Genomic DNA, 16021 nt, shown 5'->3' with positions numbered 1-16021 from the left:
TGGAGGCACGTCGCCCAACCACTCGTTGTATGTTTAAACAAAATACTGCCACTAAAAAGGCTTGTTTTCTATCGGCAGGTGAATAATCTTGTAATTCAAACAACAAAACCGTTTCAGTGAAGCTCCTTTGTGCCACAGGTTTCACTCGGACTGCCAGAGGTACTGCCATGACCCTACGCATCGCCATCAATGGATTCGGCCGCATCGGGCGCAACGTCCTGCGCGCACTGTATACCCAAGGCTACCGCCAGGACCTGCAGGTCGTCGCCATCAACGACCTGGGCGACAGCGCCATGAATGCCCACCTGCTCAAGTACGACAGCGTGCACGGCACCTTCGACGCCAGCGTCGAGGCCGACCACGAAAGCCTCACGGTCAATGGTGACCGTATCGCGGTCAGTGCCATCCGCAACCCGGCCGAACTGCCCTGGAAGGCCGAGGCGATCGACGTGGTGTTCGAATGCACCGGGCTGTTCACCGAGCGCGCCAAGGCCGCCGCACACCTGGCTGCGGGGGCTGGCAAGGTGATTGTCTCGGCACCGGCCAAAGGCGCCGATGCCACCGTGGTGTACGGGGTCAACCATGACATCCTGCGGGCCTCGCACCAGATCATTTCCAATGCCTCCTGCACCACCAACTGCCTGGCACCGATTGCCCAGGTGCTGCACCGCGAGTTCGGCATCGAACAGGGCCTGATGACCACCATCCATGCCTACACCAACGACCAGGTGCTGACCGATGTGTACCACGGCGACCCGTACCGAGCGCGCTCGGCGACCCAGTCGATGATCCCGAGCAAGACCGGCGCTGCCGAGGCCGTGGGCCTGGTGCTGCCGGAGCTGGCCGGCAAGCTTACCGGCATGGCGGTACGGGTGCCGGTGATCAACGTGTCGCTGGTGGACCTCACCGTCAACCTCAAGCGCGAGGCCACGGCCGAGCAGGTCAACCAGCTGTTCCTCGAGGCCAGCAAGCATTCCAGGGTATTGGGCTACAACGCCTTGCCACTGGTTTCCTGCGATTTCAACCACAACCCGCTGTCGTCGATCTTCGATGCCAACCATACTCGGGCCAACGGGCGCATGCTCAAGGTGCTGGCCTGGTATGACAACGAGTGGGGGTTCTCCAACCGCATGCTGGATAACTGCCTGGCGTTGTGCCGCGCCCGCTGAGCTTCGGCACGCTCCCTGTAGGATCGGCCTTGTGTCGCGATGGGCTGCGCAGCAGCCCCCTGCAATCTGTGCCACGGCCAAAATCCTGGGGCTGCTGCGCAGCCCATCGCGACACAAGGCCGCTCCTACACGGGGACTGCGCAAGGCTGGGACTCACAATCTTTACCTTTTCCTAACATTTCCAGGCTTGACCTTCGATATGGATGATAAGCATTATCATTAACCTTTCGTCGGCCAGGTCCCCCAGTGAGTCAGTCCCGGTTCAACTCTGTCTTCCTCGTCCAGCGCCTTACACTGCTGCGCACCTTGCAGCGCATGGTGGGCAACCCCAATACGGCCGAGGACCTGCTGCAGGAAACCTACCTGCGGGTGTCCCGCGCCCTCGGTGAGCGGCCCATCGAACACATCGAACCGTTCGTGTTCCAGACCGCACGCAACCTGGCCCTCGACCACCTGCGCGCGCGCCGGGTGCAATCGCGCATGCTGGTCGACGACGTGCCCGACGAGGTCCTGCACAGCGTGGCCGCGCCGGCCACCAGCAGCGAGGATGCGGCCCATGCCGAGCAGTTGCTCAAGCACCTGAGCATCAGCCTCAACCAATTGAGCGAACGCCAGCAGCGCATCTTCATCCTCAGCCGCCTGCATGGGGCCACCTACCTGGAAATCGCCGAACAACTGAATGTTTCGCCCAGCACGGTACAGAAGGAACTGAAACTGATCATGGCGATCTGCATGGGTGTCGCCGACCGTCTCAAGTGAGGCCACGCAAAGCCCTTGCCACGCCCCGCCTCAGCCTTGATCATTCGCAAAAAACCATTCAAGGATTCACCGTGACCGACAGCCTCCCTCGCCCGTCACCCGCCGGGCCCAGCGCCCGTGCTCGTGCCATGGACGAGGCGCTGGACTGGCTGGTGCGCCTGCAATGCGCCGACGCCGAGGACACCCAGGCCTTCGAAGCCTGGCTGAGCGCAGCGCCGGAAAATGCCGAGGCCTATGTCGAGGCAGAAGCCCTGTGGAACGGCGCACCGCTGCACCAGGTGGCCGTGCAGATGCATCAGCAACAGCGCCGCTCGTGGCGCGGGCGCCTGCGCAGCCACTGGAAACCCCTGGCCACGGCGGCGCTGCTGCTGGTCGGGCTGTTCACCCTCGGCAACCTGCCCATGCGCCTGCAGGCCGACCACCTGACGGTGGTGGGCGAGCGCCAGCGCCTGCAGCTGGAAGACGGCGCGAAAGTGCTGCTCAACACCAATTCGGCATTTGCCAGCGAGCAGCGTGAAGGCCGCCAGATCGCCCGCCTGCTACAAGGCGAGGCCTATTTCCAGGTCCCCGAGGGCGCGCTGCTGCCACTGGAAGTGCAGGCCGGGCCGTTGCGCGCGCAGGTTCGCGACACCGACTTTGCCGTGCGCTACCTCGACGGCGAGGCACAGGTGCGGGTGCAGCGCGGCGATGTCGACCTGCAGGGGGCCCGCGACCAGCGCATCCGCCTGAGGGCCGGCGACAGCATCAGCGTCGGCCCCCAGGGGTTCAGCCAGCGCCAGCGCCCCGACATGCACAAGGACCTGGCCTGGGTCGACGGCCGCCTGGTGTTCGAGAACTGCCCGCTGAGCCAGGTGCTGGCCGAGGTGCAACGCTACTACCCGGGCTGGATCATCAACCGCAATGCACAGCTGGAAGACATGGCGGTCACCGGCAACTACCGCCTCGACCAGCCGCTGGAAACCCTGCGCGCGCTGGCCCACATCACCTCGGCACAGCTGCATGAGTTCCCGGCGCTGGTCATCCTGAACTGATCTTTTGCCTGTCTCGGCCTCATCGCCGGCAAGCCAGCTCCCACCCCGACCGCATTGGCCTCAAGCAATGCGATTTCCCTGTGGGAGCTGGCTTGCCGGCGATGAGGCCCGTGCAGGCAGCACATGATCATGGCCCCCTGAATTTATTTTTACGCAGTCGCGCTACCCCGCCCGTCTCGTTATAGCCAATGCAACTGATTCTCGTTTGAAAACGAGGACAGCCATCACCTATAACAGTCCGCGCGTCAGGGAGCGCTTCCGATGTCCACAGGTCCTACCCGCCCCTCCACTCTTCCTCGCCATGGAGGGCAACTGCCCCTCCTGAGCCTTTCCCTACTGGGCCTAGCCCTGCTCGCCAGCGGCGCCATCAGCCTGCCGGCACTGGCCGCCGAGCCGGCACAGGCCAGCAGCCCGCGCATGGGCGACTACCGCTTCAGCATCGGCCAGCAGCCGCTGGTTTCGGCCATCAATGCTTTCAGCCAGGTCACCGGCTGGCAGGTCGGCTTCAGCGCCGAACTGGCCGACGGCGTGGCATCGCCAGGGGTGCAGGGTTCGCTACCGCCGGAAGCCGCACTCAAGCGCCTGCTGCACGGCACCGGCCTGGGCTTTCGCAAGATCAGCAATGGCAATGTGGTACTCGAACGCCAGGCCAGCGCCAATGTGATTGCCCTGCAGCAGGTGACCGTCAGCGCCACCCGCAGCGCCCAGGACGTCAGCCAGGTGCCGAGCACCGTCAGCGTGCAGACCCGCGAGCAATTGGACCGGCAGAACGTCAACAACATCCAGGACCTGGTGCGCTACGAACCGGGCGTGTCGGTAGCCGGCACCGGCCAGCGCAGCGGCCTGAACGGCTACAACATCCGTGGCATCGACGGCGAGCGCATCCTCACCCAGGTCGATGGCGTGTCGATCCCCGACAGCTTCTTCTTCGGCCCCTTCGCCCAGACCCAGCGCAACTACGTGGACCCGGAGATCGTCAAGCGTGTGGAAATCCTCCGCGGCCCGGCTTCGGTGCTGTACGGCAGCAACGCCATCGGCGGCGCGGTGAGCTACTTCACCCTCGACCCGGACGACATCATCAAGCCCGGCAAGGACGCAGGCGCCCGCCTGAAGACCGGCTACAGCTCGGCCGACGAAAGCTGGCTGACCTCCGCCACCGTCGCCGGCCGCCAGGGCGACTTCGACGGCCTGTTGCACCTGAGCCAGCGCAACGGCCACGAAACCGAGACCCACGGCGGCCACAGCGGTGACGGCCTGGCCCGTACCGAAGCCAACCCGATGGACGTGCGCACCACAAACGTGCTGGCCAAGCTGGGCTGGAACTACGCCGACGACGCGCGCCTGGGCTTCACCTACGAACGCTACAAGGATGACCGCGACCAGAACATCCTCAGTGCGGTAGGCGGGCCGTTCATTCCTGGCCTTGGTGCCTCGGGTTACTACAAGGCGCGCACTGGCAACGACACCATCACCCGCGAACGTTTTGGCATCAACCATGAGTTCGGCCTGGATTCGCTGGTGGCCGACCATGTGAAGTGGAGCCTGAACTACCAGATCGCCAAGACCGACCAGCACACCGAGGAAGTCTATGTGCCGCCTGGCCGTCAGGTGCTGCGTACCCGCGACACCCTCTACAAGGACCGCCAGTGGGTATTCGACGCCCAGTTGGACAAGGCCTTCAGCCTCGGCGCCACCGACCACCTGCTGACCTACGGCACCACCCTCAAGCACGAGAAGGTCACCGGTTCGCGCAGTGGCACCGGCACCTGCCTGGCCGTTGGCTCAGATTGCTCCGGCGCTGGCGCCGAGCGCCCGGCAGACGGCCAGGCCCTGGTCAGCGACTTCCCGGACCCGACCGTGAACACCTACAGCCTGTTCGTGCAGGATGAAATCCGCTGGAACAACTGGACCTTCATGCCTGGCGCTCGTTACGACTACACGCGCATGGAGCCCAGGTTCACCAAGGAGTTCCTGCGTGGCCTGGAGTCCACCGGTACCGCGCCTACCTCTCAGGACGACTCGGACAAGAAGTGGCACCGCGTCTCACCCAAATTCGGCCTGACCTACGCTTTCAACGACAACTACACCTGGTATGGCCAGTACGCCGAAGGTTTCCGCACCCCGACTGCCAAATCCATGTACGGCAAGTTTCAGAACATCGAGCAGGGCTACCGGGTAGAAGGCAACCCGGGGCTGGAGCCTGAAAAGAGCAAAAGCTATGAAACCGGCCTGCGTGGCAACTTCGACGCTGGCAACTTCGATGTGGCGGTGTTCTACAACAAGTACCGCGACTTCATAGACGAGGACGCCGTGAAAAGCGCCAACCTGGAGCAGACATTCAAGGCCAACAACATCAAGCACGCCACCATCAAGGGTGCCGAGGTCAAGGGCCGCCTGAACCTCGACCACTTCGGTGCGCCGCAGGGCCTGTTTACCCAGGGCTCGATCGCCTACACCTATGGCCGCAACGATGACACCGGCGAGCCACTGAACAGCGTCAACCCGCTCAAGGGCGTGTTCGGCCTGGGTTACGAACAACAGCACTACGGCGGCCTGCTGAGCTGGACACTGGTCAAGCGCAAGACCCGCGTCGACGACAGCACCTTCTACTCGCCCGACGGCTCGAGTTCCAAGTTCCGTACCCCCGGCTATGGGGTGCTGGACCTGACCGGTTACTACAAGGTCACCGACGACGTGACCATCAACGCCGGCCTGTACAACCTCACCGACAAGAAGTACTGGCAGTGGGATTCGGTACGCAGCTACGACGGCCAGGGTGAAGCGGCCGTGACCCAGCCGGCCAACATCGACCGCCTGACCATGCCGGGGCGCAACTTCGGCATCAATGTGGTTTGGGATATCTGACCCCTTGCGCCTGTACCGGCCTCTTCGCGGGCTCGCCCGCTCCCACGGATACTGCGCAAGCCTTGGGCCTGCGATGGACCTGTGGGAGCGGGCATGCCCGCGAAGAGGCCAGTACAGGCAACACGAAATCCCGATTTTTTTACTGTCCCACCCCCGCTGTTTCGTCTTGTCTCTAGACGCCCCTTTTCCAAGGACTGCCCCATGACCGACCGCCCAGCCCTGCGCTCTCAGCGCCTCAACCAGATCACCCATGCCCCCCACGCCGAACTGGATGCCCTGGTCAAAGCCCACGCGCCCTTCGACAGCCGCGAAAGCTTCGCCCGCTTCGTGGTCGCCCAGTACCTGTTCCAGGCCGAGCTGCAGGCCCTGTACAACGACCCGCAACTGATCGCCATCGTCCCCGACCTGGCGGAGCGCTGCCGCGCCGAACAGGCCCGCCTGGACCTCGCCGACCTCGACACCGAAGTACCGCCAGCCGTGCCGGGGGCCCTGCGCAACCCGAGCCTGGGCGAGGCAATGGGCTGGATCTTCGTCTCCGAAGGCTCCAAACTGGGCGCTGCGTTTCTGATCAAGCGTGCCGTGGCCCTGGAACTGTCCGACAGCTTCGGTGCCCGACACCTGGGCGAACCGGCCGGTGGCCGTGCCGAAGGCTGGAAGCAGTTCACCCGCATTCTTGATGGCCTGGCCCTGTCGGCCGAAGAGGAAGCCGCTGCCGAACGCGGCGCAGTTGCTGCCTTCGAGCGCTTCACCGAGCTGCTCAAGCACGCCTATGCCGCGGATGCCGCGCTGGTTTGACACGCCGTAGCCGGCCACCCTACCGGTGGCCGAACCGTTTTATGCAGTGAGACCATGACCCGACCCGCCCGCTCGAAACTCGCCCGCCTGCTGTATGCGCTCCTGGCTTACGTGAGCCTGGGCGTGGGCCTGGTCGCGATCGTCATTCCAGGCCTGCCGACCACCGAATTCATCCTGCTGGCGGCCTGGGCGGCCACGCGCAGTTCGCCGCGCCTGTCTGCCTGGCTGGAGAACCACCGGCTGTTCGGGCCGATCCTGCACAACTGGCGCAATGGCAAGGTGATCCAGCGCCGGGCCAAGGTCAGCGCGACCCTCAGCATGCTGTTGTGCGCGGGCCTGATGCTGACGTTCCTGGAACACCGCTGGCCGGTGTTCCTGGCCATTGCCGGCATGACCCTGGGCAACCTGTGGATCTGGTCCCGCCCCGAGCACGCCCCCTGCCCTGCCCCGTCACAAGCTCAGCAGCCCTGAGTACAGGGCATAGGCCGCCAGCGCGGCACCTGCCAGCACGGCGGCGAAGATCAGCTTTTCCCAGGTGGTGAACAAGGTTTTTCCCTGCTCATGCTTGGCCCTGGCGAACAGGATCACGCCCGGCGCGTACAGCAGCGCCGACAGCAACAGGTACTTGAGCCCGCCGGCGTACAACAGCCACACGGCATACACCAGGGCAACCAGCGCCACCAGCAGGTCCTTGCGGCGCAGGGCCGGCTGCCCGTCGTAGGTTTCTGCACGCACCGCCAGCAGCACGGCGTAGGCCGCCGACCACAGGTAGGGCACCAGGATCATCGACGAGGCCAGGTAGATCAGGCTGGTATAGGTACCGGCGGAAAACAGCGTGATCAGCAGGAAGCCCTGGATCATGCAGTTGGTCAGCCACAGGGCGTTGGCCGGCACATGGTTGGCGTTTTCCTTGGCCAGGAAGCGCGGCATGGTCTTGTCCCGCGCCGTGGCAAAGAGGATCTCGGCACACAGCAACGCCCACGACAGCAGCGCGCCAAGCAGCGAAACCGCCAGGCCGATACTGATCAGCAAGGCGCCCCAGGGCCCGACGATATGCTCCAGCACCGAGGCCAGTGACGGGTTCTGCAGCCCGGCCAGTTCCGGCTGGGTCATCACCCCCAGCGACAGCACGTTGACCAGCACCAGCAGCGCCAGTACCCCCAGGAAACCGATCACCGTGGCCTTGCCCACATCCGAGCGGCGCTGGGCACGCCCGGAATACACGCTGGCGCCCTCGATGCCGATGAACACGAACACGGTTACCAGCATCATGTTGCGCACCTGCTCCAGCACGCTGCCGAACTGCGGGTTGCTCAGGCCCCAGATGTCACGGGTGAAGATGTCGGCGCGGAAGGCAAACGCGGCGATCACCACGAAAATCAGCAACGGCACCACCTTGGCCACGGTGGTCACCTGGTTGATGAACGCCGCTTCCTTGATGCCGCGCAGCACCAGGAAGTGCACCGCCCACAGCAGCAGCGAGGCGCAGCCGATGGCGATTGGCGTGTTGCCCTCGCCGAACACCGGGAAGTAGAAGCCCAGGGTGCTGAACAGCAGCACGAAGTAGCCGACGTTGCCCAGCCAGGCACTGATCCAGTAACCCCATGCCGAGGAAAAGCCCATGTACTCGCCAAAGCCGGCCTTGGCGTAGGCGTACACCCCCGAGTCCAGCTCCGGCTTGCGGTTGGCCAAGGTCTGGAACACGAAGGCGAGGGCCAGCATGCCGACCGCGGTGATACCCCAGCCGATCAGCACCGCCCCCACATCGGCACGCGCCGCCATGTTCTGCGGCAGCGAGAAGATCCCGCCACCAATCATCGAGCCGACCACCAACGCGATCAGCGCACCCAGGCGCAGCTTCTGTCCCGGTTCGCTCATGAGCCTTCCTTTTTTTTGCGCGCTGTCATGGGCTTGAAACAGCCATGCGGGCCATATAAATGTTGTTACTTATAATGATCCTGATCAATGAAGCTATAGCACTAATAACTGCTTTGTCTATGCCACCCTTTGAGTAAAAACTAGCAGCTCCCGAGCAACTAGAAAAGAATCCGATAAAACTCGAAATTCTTGTGAAAAATTTGCGAAAGCGGCAAAAGCGGCTAGCTTCAAGCATCGCAGGCTGAACAGAGCGTTTGCTCTAGAAGGACATGGAGGTGCCAGCGTGCAAGGCCTGCAGCAGAAGTTGTCGGCACTCTCCAGGAGCTTCGTGAAGGAATTTTCCTACTTCACGTCGCCATGAACTGACCCAAGTCAGCGAATGGCAGCGGCGTCGGATTTACTCTGTCGTCAACTTTCTCCTGGCAGGAGTTGTTAAATGTCTGATACATCCGGAAAACTAAAGCTCGGCGCGTTAGTTGCACTTGTCGTCGGTTCGATGATTGGTGGCGGGATCTTCTCGCTGCCGCAAAACATGGCTGCCAGTGCAGGGGTTGGCGCTGTGCTGATCGGCTGGGCAATCACCGCGGTCGGCATGCTGACCCTGGCGTTCGTGTTCCAGACCCTGGCCAACCGCAAGCCTGACCTGGATGGCGGGGTGTATGCCTACGCCAAGGCCGGTTTCGGCGACTACATGGGCTTCTCCTCGGCCTGGGGCTACTGGATCAGTGCCTGGCTGGGCAACGTCGGCTACTTCGTGCTGCTGTTCAGCACCCTGGGCTACTTCTTCCCGATCTTCGGCGAAGGCAACACCCCAGCAGCCATCATCGGCGCGTCGGTGCTGCTGTGGGCCGTGCATTTCCTGGTGCTGCGCGGCATCAAGGAAGCGGCGTTCATCAACCTGGTCACCACCGTGGCCAAGGTGGTGCCACTGCTGCTGTTCGCCCTGATCTGCCTGTTCGCCTTCAAGCTCGACATCTTCACCGCCGACATCTGGGCCTTGGGCACACCAGAGCTTGGCAGCGTGATGAACCAGGTGCGCAACATGATGCTGGTCACCGTGTGGGTGTTCATCGGCATCGAGGGTGCGAGCATCTTCTCGTCGCGGGCGGAAAAACGCTCTGACGTGGGCAAGGCCACGGTCATCGGCTTCGTCACCGTGCTGCTGTTCCTGGTGCTGGTCAACGTGCTGTCGCTGGGCATCATGACCCAACCGGAACTGGCCAAGCTGCAGAACCCGTCGATGGCTGCCGTGCTGGAGCATGTGGTCGGCCACTGGGGCGCGGTACTGATCAGCGTCGGCCTGATCATCTCGCTGCTCGGGGCCCTGCTGTCGTGGGTGCTGCTGTGCGCCGAGATCATGTTCGCCGCCGCCAAGGACCACACCATGCCGGAGTTCCTGCGCCGCGAGAACGCCAACCAGGTACCGGCCAACGCCCTATGGCTGACCAACGCCATGGTGCAGATCTTCCTGGTGATCACGCTGTTCTCCAACAGCACCTACCTGTCGCTGATCTACCTGGCCACCTCGATGATCCTGGTGCCCTACCTGTGGTCGGCAGCCTATGCCGTGCTGCTGGCAGTGCGTAGCGAAACCTACGAGCAGGCCCTGGCCGAACGGCAGAAGGACCTTGTGATCGGTGGTATCGCCCTGTTGTACGCCGTCTGGCTGCTGTACGCCGGTGGCGTGAAATACCTGCTGCTCTCGGCCCTGCTCTACGCACCTGGCGCAATCCTGTTCGCCAAGGCCAAGCGTGAGGTCGGCCAACCTGTCTTCACCAACGTGGAAAAACTGATCTTCGCAGCCGTGGTCATCGGCGCCCTGGTGGCAGCCTTTGGCCTGTACGACGGCTTCCTGACTCTTTGACCCACGTCTTCGTTCAACTGGAGGAATGAAATCATGTCCGCTGAAAAACAGAAGTACGGTGTCCACTCCGAAGCCGGCAAACTGCGCAAGGTCATGGTTTGCTCGCCGGGCCTGGCGCACAAGCGCCTGACGCCGAGCAACTGTGACGAGCTGCTGTTCGACGACGTGATCTGGGTCGACCAGGCCAAGCGTGACCATTTCGACTTTGTCACCAAGATGCGCGAACGTGGCGTGGATGTGCTGGAGATGCACAACCTGCTGACCGACATCGTCCAGCAACCCGAGGCACTGAAGTGGATCCTCGATCGCAAGATCACCCCCGATACCGTCGGCGTGGGCCTGACCAATGAAGTGCGCAGCTGGCTCGAAGGCCTCGAGCCACGCCACCTGGCCGAGTTCCTGATCGGCGGCGTCGCCGGGCAGGACCTGCCGCAGAGCGAAGGTGCCGAGGTGGTCAAGATGTACAACGACTACCTGGGCCACTCCAGCTTCATCCTGCCACCGCTGCCCAACACCCAGTTCACCCGCGACACCACCTGCTGGATCTACGGCGGCGTCACGCTCAACCCGATGTACTGGCCGGCGCGACGCCAGGAAACCCTGCTGACTACCGCCATCTACAAGTTCCACCCACAGTTCACCAACGCCGACTTCCAGGTGTGGTATGGCGACCCGGACAAGGAACATGGCCAGTCCACCCTCGAGGGCGGCGATGTCATGCCGATCGGCAAGGGCATCGTGCTGATCGGCATGGGCGAGCGTACCTCGCGCCAGGCTATCGGCCAGCTCGCGCAGAACCTGTTCGCCAAGGGCGCCGTCAAGGAAGTGATCGTCGCAGGCCTGCCGAAATCGCGCGCCGCCATGCACCTGGATACCGTGTTCAGCTTCTGCGACCGCGACCTGGTCACGGTCTTCCCGGAAGTGGTGAAAGAGATCGTGCCGTTCATCATCCGTCCGGACGAAAGCAAGCCTTACGGCATGGACGTGCGCCGCATCAACAAGTCGTTCATCGAAGTGGTGGGCGAGCAGCTTGGGGTCAAGCTGCGCGTGGTGGAGACCGGTGGCAACAGCTTTGCCGCCGAGCGCGAACAGTGGGATGACGGCAACAACGTGGTGGCCATCGAGCCGGGCGTGGTCATTGGCTACGACCGCAACACCTACACCAATACCCTGCTGCGCAAGGCCGGGATCGAAGTCATCACCATCAGCGCCGGCGAACTGGGCCGGGGCCGTGGCGGCGGCCACTGCATGACCTGCCCGATCGTGCGCGACCCGATCGACTACTAACGACCATTACCCCCGGCCGCCCTCACAAAGCGGCGGCCGGTGTGCTCACCAAACTCAAGGAGAAAAGTCATGGCGTTCAATATTCACAACCGCAACCTGCTCAGCCTGGAACACCACAGCACCCGCGAGCTGCGCTACCTGCTGGACCTGTCCCGCGACCTCAAGCGCGCCAAGTACACCGGCACCGAGCAGCAGCACCTGAAAGGCAACAACATCGCGCTGATCTTCGAAAAAACCTCTACCCGTACCCGCTGCGCCTTCGAAGTGGCTGCCTATGACCAGGGCGCCAATGTCACCTACATCGACCCGACCTCCTCGCAGATCGGCCACAAGGAAAGCATGAAAGACACCGCCCGCGTGCTCGGGCGCATGTACGACGCCATCGAGTACCGTGGCTTCAAGCAGGAAATCGTCGAAGAGCTGGCCAAGTTCGCCGGCGTTCCGGTGTTCAACGGCCTGACCGACGAATACCACCCCACCCAGATGATCGCCGACGTGCTGACCATGCGTGAGCACAGCGACAAGCCGCTGCACGACATCAGCTACGCCTACCTGGGCGACGCCCGCAACAACATGGGCAACTCGCTGCTGCTGATTGGCGCCAAGCTCGGCATGGACGTGCGCATCGCCGCGCCCAAGGCGCTGTGGCCGCATGATGACCTGGTCGAGCGTTGCCGCAAGTACGCCGAGGAAAGCGGTGCGCGCATCACCCTCACCGAAGACCCGGTTGCCGCGGTCAAGGGTGTGGACTTCGTGCACACCGACGTGTGGGTATCGATGGGTGAGCCGATCGAAGCCTGGGGTGAGCGCATCAAGCTGCTCAAGCCGTATCAGGTGAATGCACAGCTGATGAAGTCCACCGGCAACCCGCGGACCAAGTTCATGCACTGCCTGCCGGCGTTCCACAACTCCGAAACCAAGGTAGGCAAGCAGATCGCCGAACAGTACCCGGACCTGGCCAACGGTATCGAAGTGACCGACGACGTCTTCGAGTCGCCGGCCTGCATCGCCTTCGAGCAGGCGGAAAACCGCATGCACACGATCAAGGCGATCCTGGTGTCGACACTGGCTGACCTGTAAGCCATACCCGCCTACCGGAGGATTGCTCTGTACTTGTGGGAGCGGGCATGCCCGCGAATGCGTCAGCCGCACCAATGATGGTGTCTGGCCTGGCCTCTTCGCGGGCACGCCCGCTCCCACAGGGAACCCGGCAGCCTCCGTGCAGCGGCAGCTCATTCTTTTCGTTAAAGGACATTCCCCATGCGTATCGTTGTTGCATTGGGCGGCAACGCCCTGCTGCGTCGCGGCGAGCCCATGACCGCTGACAACCAGCGCGCCAATATCCGCACCGCCACCGAACAGATCGCCAAGATCCACCCAGGCAACGAGCTGGTCATCGCCCACGGCAACGGCCCGCAAGTTGGCCTGCTGTCGCTGCAGGGCCTGTCCTACAAGCCCGACGAGGCCTACCCGCTGGATGTGCTGGGTGCCGAGACCGAGGGCATGATCGGCTACATGATCGAACAGGAACTGGGCAACCTGCTGGCCTTCGAAGTGCCGTTCGCCACCCTGCTGACCCAGGTCGAAGTGGACGCCAACGACCCCGCCTTCAAGGACCCGACCAAGTTCATCGGCCCGGTCTATGGCAAGGAAGAGGCCGAGCGCCTGGCCAAGGAAAAGGGTTGGGTGGTCAAGGCCGACGGCGACAAGTACCGCCGCGTGGTGGCCAGCCCGAAACCCAAACGCATCTTCGAGATCCGCCCGATCAAGTGGCTGCTGGAAAAGAGCAGCATCGTGATCTGCGCCGGCGGCGGCGGCATCCCCACCATGTACGATGAGAACCGCAAGCTCAAGGGCATCGAGGCGGTGATCGACAAGGACCTGTGCTCGGCCCTGCTGGCAGAGCAGCTGGACGCCGACCTTCTGATAATCGCCACCGACGTCGATGCGGCGTATGTTGACTGGGGCAAGCCCACGCAAAAGGCCATTGCCCAGGCCCACCCCGACGAACTCGAACGCCTTGGCTTCGCCGCCGGCTCCATGGGGCCGAAGGTGCAGGCGGCCTGCGACTTTGCCCGCAACACCGGCAAAGTGGCAGTGATCAGTTCGCTGGAGAACATCGAAGACATCGTCAAAGGCACCGCCGGCACGCGGGTTTCCACCGCGAAGCCGGGGATCAGCTACCGTTGAATGCAGTGGGCGGGCGCCAGCGCCCGCCATTTTCGACCTTCCAAAGGAGCTTGCCATGGCCCAGTACCAGCCCGGTCATGTACACATCGAGCGCACCGCGCTGAACCAGAATGACCACAGCTATGACCTGAACATCGAATACGAGGCAGTGTCGGACCCCAAGGAAGGCAGAGGCATCCAGTTCAAGATGCATGGCAGCATCGAAGGCAAGCCAGTGGAAGAAAAGTTCTTCCTGGCCAAGGACCAGGTGTTGCCCAGCTTCCTCATGCAACTGAGCCGAAGGGCGCAGTCGTACCTGAAGCCACCGAAGAAATTCGAGAGCCTGAGTTCGCCGCACAAGCTTTATGACCATATGTTCGCGGACATTCGCGAAAAGCTGGATGTGAAGTCGGGCGATCCGATCAAGCCTGAACATCTGGAGTGATTTCGATAATCGGGGGGCTGCTTTGCAGCCCATCGCCGCGGTTCGTCGCCACGACAAGCCAGCTCCCACAGGTACTGCGCAGGCCTTGAGGCCGATGAGACCGAGGTGGGAGCTGGCTTGCCGGCGATGGGCCGCAAAGCGGCCCCGGCGATGTTGAGGCATACTACCGCCCTCCCCAGCCACAACCGCACCGTCCCCATGCGCATCCACGTCAGCTTCATCGACCGCGTCGGCATCACCCAGGAAGTCCTCGCCCTGCTCGGTGCCCGCAACCTCAACCTGGACGCCGTGGAGATGGTCCCGCCGAACGTCTACATCGACGCCCCTACCCTCAGCCCCGCCGTGCTCGAAGAACTGCACGACGCGCTGTTCGAGGTACATGGCGTGCAATCGGTGGATGTGGTCGACATCCTCCCTGGCCAACGCCGGCACCTGCAGCTCGATGCCCTGCTGGCGGCGATGAGCGACCCGGTGCTGGCCGTGGACAGTGCCGGCAAGGTGCTGCTGGCCAACCCGGCACTGATCGAGCTGTGCGGCCGCGAATCGGCCGGGCGCTCGGTGGGTGAACTGTTCGGCGACCCGGCGCTGCTGCAGGCCCTGCTGGACAACAACTTCCACCTGCCCATGCGCGAGATGCAGCTCAACGGCCAGAGCCTGCTGCTGGACGCCATGCCGATCACCAACACCGGTGGCCTGCTGACGCTGTACCCACCCACGCGCATGGGCGAACGCCTGTCGGCCATGCACCACGACCATGCCGAAGGCTTCGATGCCCTGCTCGGCGAGTCACCGGCCATCCGCACCCTCAAGGCCCGCGCCCTGCGCGTGGCGGCGCTTGATGCACCGCTGCTGGTGCATGGCGAAACCGGCACCGGCAAAGAGCTGGTAGCCCGCGCCTGCCACGCCATCAGCAGCCGCCATGCGGCGCCATTCCTGGCCCTGAACTGCGCCGCGCTGCCCGAGAGCCTGGCCGAGAGCGAACTGTTCGGCTACGCCCCCGGCGCCTTCACCGGCGCGCAACGGGGCGGCAAGCCCGGGCTGATGGAGCTGGCCAACCAGGGCACGGTATTTCTCGATGAAATCGGCGAGATGTCGCCATACCTGCAGGCCAAGCTGCTGCGTTTTCTCAGCGATGGCAGCTTCCGCCGGGTGGGTGGCGACCGCGAAGTGAAGGTGGATGTACGCATCATCAGCGCCACCCACCGCGACCTGGAGCGCATGGTCGCCGAAGGCAGCTTCCGCGAAGACCTGTTCTACCGCCTGAACGTGCTCAACCTGCAAGTGCCACCGCTGCGCGACCGTGGCCAGGACATCCTGATGCTGGCGCATTTCTTCATGCAGCAGGCCTGCACGCAGATCCAGCGCCCACCCTGCCGGCTGACCCCGGCCACCCATTCGGCACTGCTGGCCAACCCTTGGCCGGGCAATGTGCGCCAGCTGCAGAACGTGATATTCCGCGCCGCAGCCATCTGCGAGGGCAACCTGGTGGATATCGGTGACCTGGACATCGCCGGCACCTCGGTGGCCCGTGGCCAGGACGGCGAAGTGGCCAGCCTGGAACAGGCCGTGGGCGATTTCGAGCGCGAGCTGCTGCAACGCCTGTACGCCAGCTACCCATCGACGCGGCAACTGGCCGGGCGCTTGCAAACTTCACATACCGCCATTGCGCAGCGCCTGCGCAAATATGGAATACCGGGCAAAGCCTGATACCTGCCAGATAGCGTCAACCGGGGCTGCTACGCAGCCCATCGCAGGCAAG

At 63.4% G+C, this 16021-nt stretch carries 13 protein-coding genes; 12 read left to right on the top strand and 1 reads right to left on the bottom strand.

Features of this window, described 5'->3' with window-relative positions:
• The first annotated feature begins 167 nt into the window (after positions 1–167).
• The 6 genes from gap to CAG22_RS10975 all read left to right on the top strand — a co-directional run bounded on the left by gap (position 168) and on the right by CAG22_RS10975 (position 7090).
• Entirely contained in the window at positions 168–1169 is a 1002-nt protein-coding gene (gap, locus tag CAG22_RS11005) for a type I glyceraldehyde-3-phosphate dehydrogenase (protein WP_041506241.1), read from the top strand.
• A 246-nt stretch (positions 1170–1415) separates the two neighbouring features.
• Positions 1416–1928: an RNA polymerase sigma factor gene (locus CAG22_RS11000; RefSeq protein ID WP_025337861.1), complete on the top strand. Its 513-nt coding sequence runs from the start codon at positions 1416–1418 to the stop codon at positions 1926–1928.
• A gap of 71 nt (positions 1929–1999) precedes the next feature.
• Positions 2000–2959 carry a FecR domain-containing protein gene (locus CAG22_RS10995; protein WP_085705465.1) on the top strand — a complete coding sequence of 320 codons (960 nt, stop codon included), beginning with the start codon at positions 2000–2002 and terminating at the stop codon, positions 2957–2959.
• 261 nt (positions 2960–3220) lie between these two features.
• On the top strand, positions 3221–5824 hold the full coding sequence (locus CAG22_RS10990; RefSeq protein ID WP_085705464.1) for a TonB-dependent receptor: 2604 nt from the start codon (positions 3221–3223) through the stop codon (positions 5822–5824).
• A gap of 201 nt (positions 5825–6025) precedes the next feature.
• Positions 6026–6619, top strand: coding sequence for a biliverdin-producing heme oxygenase (locus tag CAG22_RS10980; RefSeq protein WP_025337858.1), 594 nt, complete (start codon positions 6026–6028; stop codon positions 6617–6619).
• 54 nt (positions 6620–6673) lie between these two features.
• Positions 6674–7090 carry a YbaN family protein gene (locus CAG22_RS10975; RefSeq protein ID WP_075043892.1) on the top strand — a complete coding sequence of 139 codons (417 nt, stop codon included), beginning with the start codon at positions 6674–6676 and terminating at the stop codon, positions 7088–7090.
• Here CAG22_RS10975 and arcD (CAG22_RS10970) read toward each other — a convergent pair.
• Positions 7070–8497, bottom strand: a complete 1428-nt coding sequence (arcD, locus tag CAG22_RS10970; RefSeq protein ID WP_085587515.1) for an arginine-ornithine antiporter — start codon at positions 8495–8497, stop codon at positions 7070–7072. The two genes, CAG22_RS10975 and arcD (CAG22_RS10970), sit on opposite strands and share 21 nt — an antisense overlap.
• A 436-nt stretch (positions 8498–8933) precedes the next feature.
• Here arcD (CAG22_RS10970) and arcD (CAG22_RS10960) point away from each other — a divergent pair, with 436 nt between their 5' ends.
• The 6 genes from arcD (CAG22_RS10960) to CAG22_RS10935 all read left to right on the top strand — a co-directional run bounded on the left by arcD (CAG22_RS10960) (position 8934) and on the right by CAG22_RS10935 (position 15969).
• The gene (gene arcD / locus CAG22_RS10960; protein WP_025337855.1) at positions 8934–10361 is read left to right on the top strand and encodes an arginine-ornithine antiporter; all 1428 of its coding nucleotides are present in this window, start codon (positions 8934–8936) and stop codon (positions 10359–10361) included.
• A gap of 33 nt (positions 10362–10394) precedes the next feature.
• Positions 10395–11648, top strand: a complete 1254-nt coding sequence (gene arcA / locus CAG22_RS10955; RefSeq protein ID WP_075043890.1) for an arginine deiminase — start codon at positions 10395–10397, stop codon at positions 11646–11648.
• 69 nt (positions 11649–11717) lie between these two features.
• A complete protein-coding gene (locus CAG22_RS10950) occupies positions 11718–12728 on the top strand; it encodes an ornithine carbamoyltransferase (protein ID WP_025337853.1) in 1011 nt (336 codons plus the stop codon).
• Positions 12729–12908: 180 nt separating this feature from the next.
• Positions 12909–13838, top strand: coding sequence for a carbamate kinase (gene arcC / locus CAG22_RS10945; RefSeq protein ID WP_003257953.1), 930 nt, complete (start codon positions 12909–12911; stop codon positions 13836–13838).
• Between the two features lie 55 nt (positions 13839–13893).
• The gene (locus tag CAG22_RS10940) at positions 13894–14262 is read left to right on the top strand and encodes a DUF5064 family protein (protein ID WP_013971111.1); all 369 of its coding nucleotides are present in this window, start codon (positions 13894–13896) and stop codon (positions 14260–14262) included.
• A gap of 198 nt (positions 14263–14460) precedes the next feature.
• Positions 14461–15969 (top strand): sigma-54-dependent transcriptional regulator, encoded by a 1509-nt coding sequence (locus CAG22_RS10935; protein WP_085705480.1) that lies wholly within the window; start codon positions 14461–14463, stop codon positions 15967–15969.
• The last annotated feature ends 52 nt before the right edge of the window (positions 15970–16021 follow it).

The organism is Pseudomonas sp. B8(2017) (genome assembly GCF_002113575.1).
GTDB classification, from domain to species: Bacteria; Pseudomonadota; Gammaproteobacteria; order Pseudomonadales; family Pseudomonadaceae; genus Aquipseudomonas; species Aquipseudomonas putida_Z.
This window is presented reverse-complemented; position numbering and strand designations above follow the sequence as displayed.

Excerpts from the sequence above, each read along its gene's own strand:
- gap (WP_041506241.1), top strand. The coding sequence starts at position 168 with ATGACCCTACGCATCGCCATCAATGGATTCGGCCGCATCGGGCGCAAC.
- CAG22_RS10990 (WP_085705464.1), top strand. The coding sequence starts at position 3,221 with ATGTCCACAGGTCCTACCCGCCCCTCCACTCTTCCTCGCCATGGAGGG.
- CAG22_RS10980 (WP_025337858.1), top strand. The coding sequence starts at position 6,026 with ATGACCGACCGCCCAGCCCTGCGCTCTCAGCGCCTCAACCAGATCACC.
- CAG22_RS10975 (WP_075043892.1), top strand. The coding sequence starts at position 6,674 with ATGACCCGACCCGCCCGCTCGAAACTCGCCCGCCTGCTGTATGCGCTC.
- arcD (WP_085587515.1), bottom strand. The coding sequence starts at position 8,497 with ATGAGCGAACCGGGACAGAAGCTGCGCCTGGGTGCGCTGATCGCGTTG.
- arcD (WP_025337855.1), top strand. The coding sequence starts at position 8,934 with ATGTCTGATACATCCGGAAAACTAAAGCTCGGCGCGTTAGTTGCACTT.
- arcA (WP_075043890.1), top strand. The coding sequence starts at position 10,395 with ATGTCCGCTGAAAAACAGAAGTACGGTGTCCACTCCGAAGCCGGCAAA.
- CAG22_RS10950 (WP_025337853.1), top strand. The coding sequence starts at position 11,718 with ATGGCGTTCAATATTCACAACCGCAACCTGCTCAGCCTGGAACACCAC.
- arcC (WP_003257953.1), top strand. The coding sequence starts at position 12,909 with ATGCGTATCGTTGTTGCATTGGGCGGCAACGCCCTGCTGCGTCGCGGC.
- CAG22_RS10940 (WP_013971111.1), top strand. The coding sequence starts at position 13,894 with ATGGCCCAGTACCAGCCCGGTCATGTACACATCGAGCGCACCGCGCTG.
- CAG22_RS10935 (WP_085705480.1), top strand. The coding sequence starts at position 14,461 with ATGCGCATCCACGTCAGCTTCATCGACCGCGTCGGCATCACCCAGGAA.